This window comes from Phaeodactylibacter xiamenensis (genome assembly GCF_000759025.1).
Lineage (GTDB): Bacteria > Bacteroidota > Bacteroidia > Chitinophagales > Saprospiraceae > Phaeodactylibacter > Phaeodactylibacter xiamenensis.
Window position 1 is genome coordinate 1 of the sequence record NZ_JPOS01000140.1, and the last position, 2,946, is coordinate 2,946.

3 protein-coding genes are annotated in these 2,946 nt (G+C 33.5%); all 3 read right to left on the reverse strand.

The genetic code is table 11. The features are described 5' to 3' along the window. Positions 1 to 226 precede the first annotated feature (226 nt). On the reverse strand, positions 227 to 1,039 hold the full coding sequence (folP, locus tag IX84_RS30365) for a dihydropteroate synthase (protein ID WP_044230153.1): 813 nt from the start codon (positions 1,037 to 1,039) through the stop codon (positions 227 to 229). A gap of 238 nt (positions 1,040 to 1,277) precedes the next feature. Further along, a complete protein-coding gene (locus tag IX84_RS30370; RefSeq protein WP_052516526.1) occupies positions 1,278 to 1,862 on the reverse strand; it encodes a methyltransferase family protein in 585 nt (194 codons plus the stop codon). 27 nt (positions 1,863 to 1,889) lie between these two features. Further along, positions 1,890 to 2,768, reverse strand: a complete 879-nt coding sequence (locus tag IX84_RS30375) for a cation diffusion facilitator family transporter (RefSeq protein ID WP_044230150.1) — start codon at positions 2,766 to 2,768, stop codon at positions 1,890 to 1,892. Positions 2,769 to 2,946 lie beyond the last annotated feature (178 nt).

Sequence of the window (2,946 nt, forward strand, 5' to 3'; positions counted from 1 at the left end):
AAATTCGGAGCCTTTTTGTTTTAACTGCGTTTGCGGCTAAAATTACACATAACGGTAAATTGTATGAGTAGTGGCAGATTGCGTGGTACTTTCCTATCAAACCGCTACGCAGTTTGAGCGGGCTACAAACCTTGATATTTACCACTTCCCCTGCCATTACTTATACAAAATGTTGGCTACCGTAATTTCATATAAATCAAACTTTATAATAATTGTCAAGTAATATTTACACACCGGTATTCAATACTTCAAGTACTTTTAATGCATCATTTAAAGCCCTAACATCATGTGTCCGGATATAATCTACACCCATATAACTTAAATAAATCTCTGTTGCCAAAGTAGCAGGTGTTCGTTCATTGACTTCTCTCCCGACAATGGCTCCTAAAAAGGATTTTCGGGAAACTGAAATAAGAATTGGTAAATTGAAGTATCCTTTCAATTGAGAAATATTTTTTAAAACATGTATTGAAGATTCTGGATTAGAACCTAAAAAGAATCCCATTCCTGGGTCTAAAATAATTCTATCGGATGAAATGCCTGAATTTTGAATCGATTTGATACGTTGTGAAAAGAAATCGATTATTTCATTAAATACTTTTTCGGGTTTAGTTTCGATAACCGTCGCTGGTCCAAAACGCTGAACCGAATGCATTACGATGAGTTTACAATCTGATTTTGCAATTTCGGGATAAATTTCAGGATGGGAAAATCCTTGAATGTCGTTTAAATACTGGACGTTTCTATTTAAAAAATATTGTTGGACAGTAGATTTAAAGGAATCAATGGAAACAGGAATATTTTTAGTAAGCAAGTAATCGGCTACTGGTTTTAAACGATCAATCTCTTCTTGAGGCTTTACTTCTTTGGAGGAAGGATTACTGGAAGCAGCTCCTAAATCAATTATACTGGCACCATCTTCAACCAGTTTGAGAGATTTTTCCAAAGCTTTACCGTAATCCAGATAAAGCCCTCCGTCAGAAAAACTATCTTCAGTAATATTTACAATCCCTAATATTTTTGGCTTATGAAATTTCATAGGTTTTTAAAATTTTGTCTAAATAATTGTAGTTTAATTATATATAATCTGATAATCGTTTTATTTTCCAACTGCCATCTTAGTGGCTATCCTATTACCTCCATCATTTATTATACTCTCTTTATTTGTATCTTTGATAGCAAATGTCAATTCAATCTGATTATGGTAGCCAACGGTTTGGCTATGGCACGTGTCCCTCAGGGCATATGCTATAGCCGTTGTTGTAGCCAGTTTTTTTTTAAATCCATCTTCTTACTTTGTTTGCGTAATCTTCGTAATCTTTCCCAAATTCTCGCTTTAAAAATTCTTCTTCTAATCGAATTTGAGTATTGATACTTATTGTTGATAGTGAGATTATCAATAGGGTAAACGCATTTGGTATTATCAGAAACAAACCGATATTCGCAACCATTATTCCAAGAAAAATCGGGTTTCTTGAAATTGAAAACATTCCGTTCGTCACGAGTTTAGCCTTGTTTTCTTCATCAATTCCTATTCTCCAAGAATTTGCCATATGGGTTTGTGCAATCCAAACAAGAATCAAAGAAACAATTAGAAAACCCCAACCAATTTTTTGCAAAGTTTCATTCTCTAAATACCAAAAAGGGAGTAAATATTCGTACCACTCATTTTTGAAGGCATATAACCCGACTATTAACAACTCGAGAATGGATATTATCGTGAATATTTTACCGTTGAATCCGTGAGCATCATCGGTTTTGTTAAAGGTTAATGGATTAATTCCTGTCTTCTTCCACAACAAAACTGACCTAACCACAAATACCAACAGAAAATATATTATTAAGTATAGGAACAATATCATAGTCATTAATTATTGTGAATTCAACATTTAATCAAGTAATTCGCAAGTTTCTTCTGCCAATTCTATTTCGATAGTAAAGTGCTGAAAAGGATATTTTTTTAATCTGTTTTTCACTTCTTTTTTTACTTCCAATACTTGTCGAAGTTCAGTTATATTTTTTAGCTTTAGATGAGATGTGAAAACGTGATTCTCTCCTTCAAGTGACCAAATATGAGTATGGTGTGTGGACTGGACATTCCTTATTGCACAAAGTTCCTGTTCAACTTTCAATAAGTCCATATCCTTGGGAACTCCTTGTAAAAAGATAAATAGGGTTTCTTTTAGTCGTTTTATCACTCCCCACAAAATATATACAGTAATTAAAAGTGAAAGTACAGGGTCCAAATAATGAATATCTTTAAAATTTAGAATTAGTGCCACAATAAATACAGCTACCCAACCTAAAACATCTTCTAACAAATGCCATGAAACCACTTTTTCGTTAAGTGATGATCCTTCACTCATTTTCCATGCTGCATAACCATTTACTATTATTCCAATGATTGCAAAAACCATCATACCACCAGAGTCTGAATGTTGTGGCTCTAAAATTCTTCCAACAGCTTCATAAATCACATAAATTGAACCTGCAATAAGAACCAAACTATTTATCAATGCACCTAATAAGGAAAGCCGGGCATACCCAAAAGAAAACTTTTTATCTGCTTTTTCTTTTGATTTTTCATCTAAATACCATGCTGTTCCCAATGACAAACTATCTCCCAAATCATGGACAGCATCGGAAATTATGGCAACACTATTTACATAAAAACCACCAATTATCTCAAATATGGTAAAACCCAAATTGAGGAAAAAGGCAACTTTTAGGTTCTTCCCAGAACTGTTATGATAATGGTTATGAGACATATATTTATTGTATTACTACTATCTTATTTTAGGCTTTATTGTTTTATCACTTTAACTACATTGCTGTTTTCAAATTGGCTACAACGGAAAACGCATTGGCGAAGTGGCGGATAAATTGGACGAAAAGTTCAATTTAGCAGTGACGTAGCCGATGTGTTTCCACAGAAGCTAAATTATT

Excerpts from the sequence above, each read along its gene's own strand:
- folP (WP_044230153.1), bottom strand. The coding sequence starts at position 1,039 with ATGAAATTTCATAAGCCAAAAATATTAGGGATTGTAAATATTACTGAA.
- IX84_RS30370 (WP_052516526.1), bottom strand. The coding sequence starts at position 1,862 with ATGATATTGTTCCTATACTTAATAATATATTTTCTGTTGGTATTTGTG.
- IX84_RS30375 (WP_044230150.1), bottom strand. The coding sequence starts at position 2,768 with ATGTCTCATAACCATTATCATAACAGTTCTGGGAAGAACCTAAAAGTT.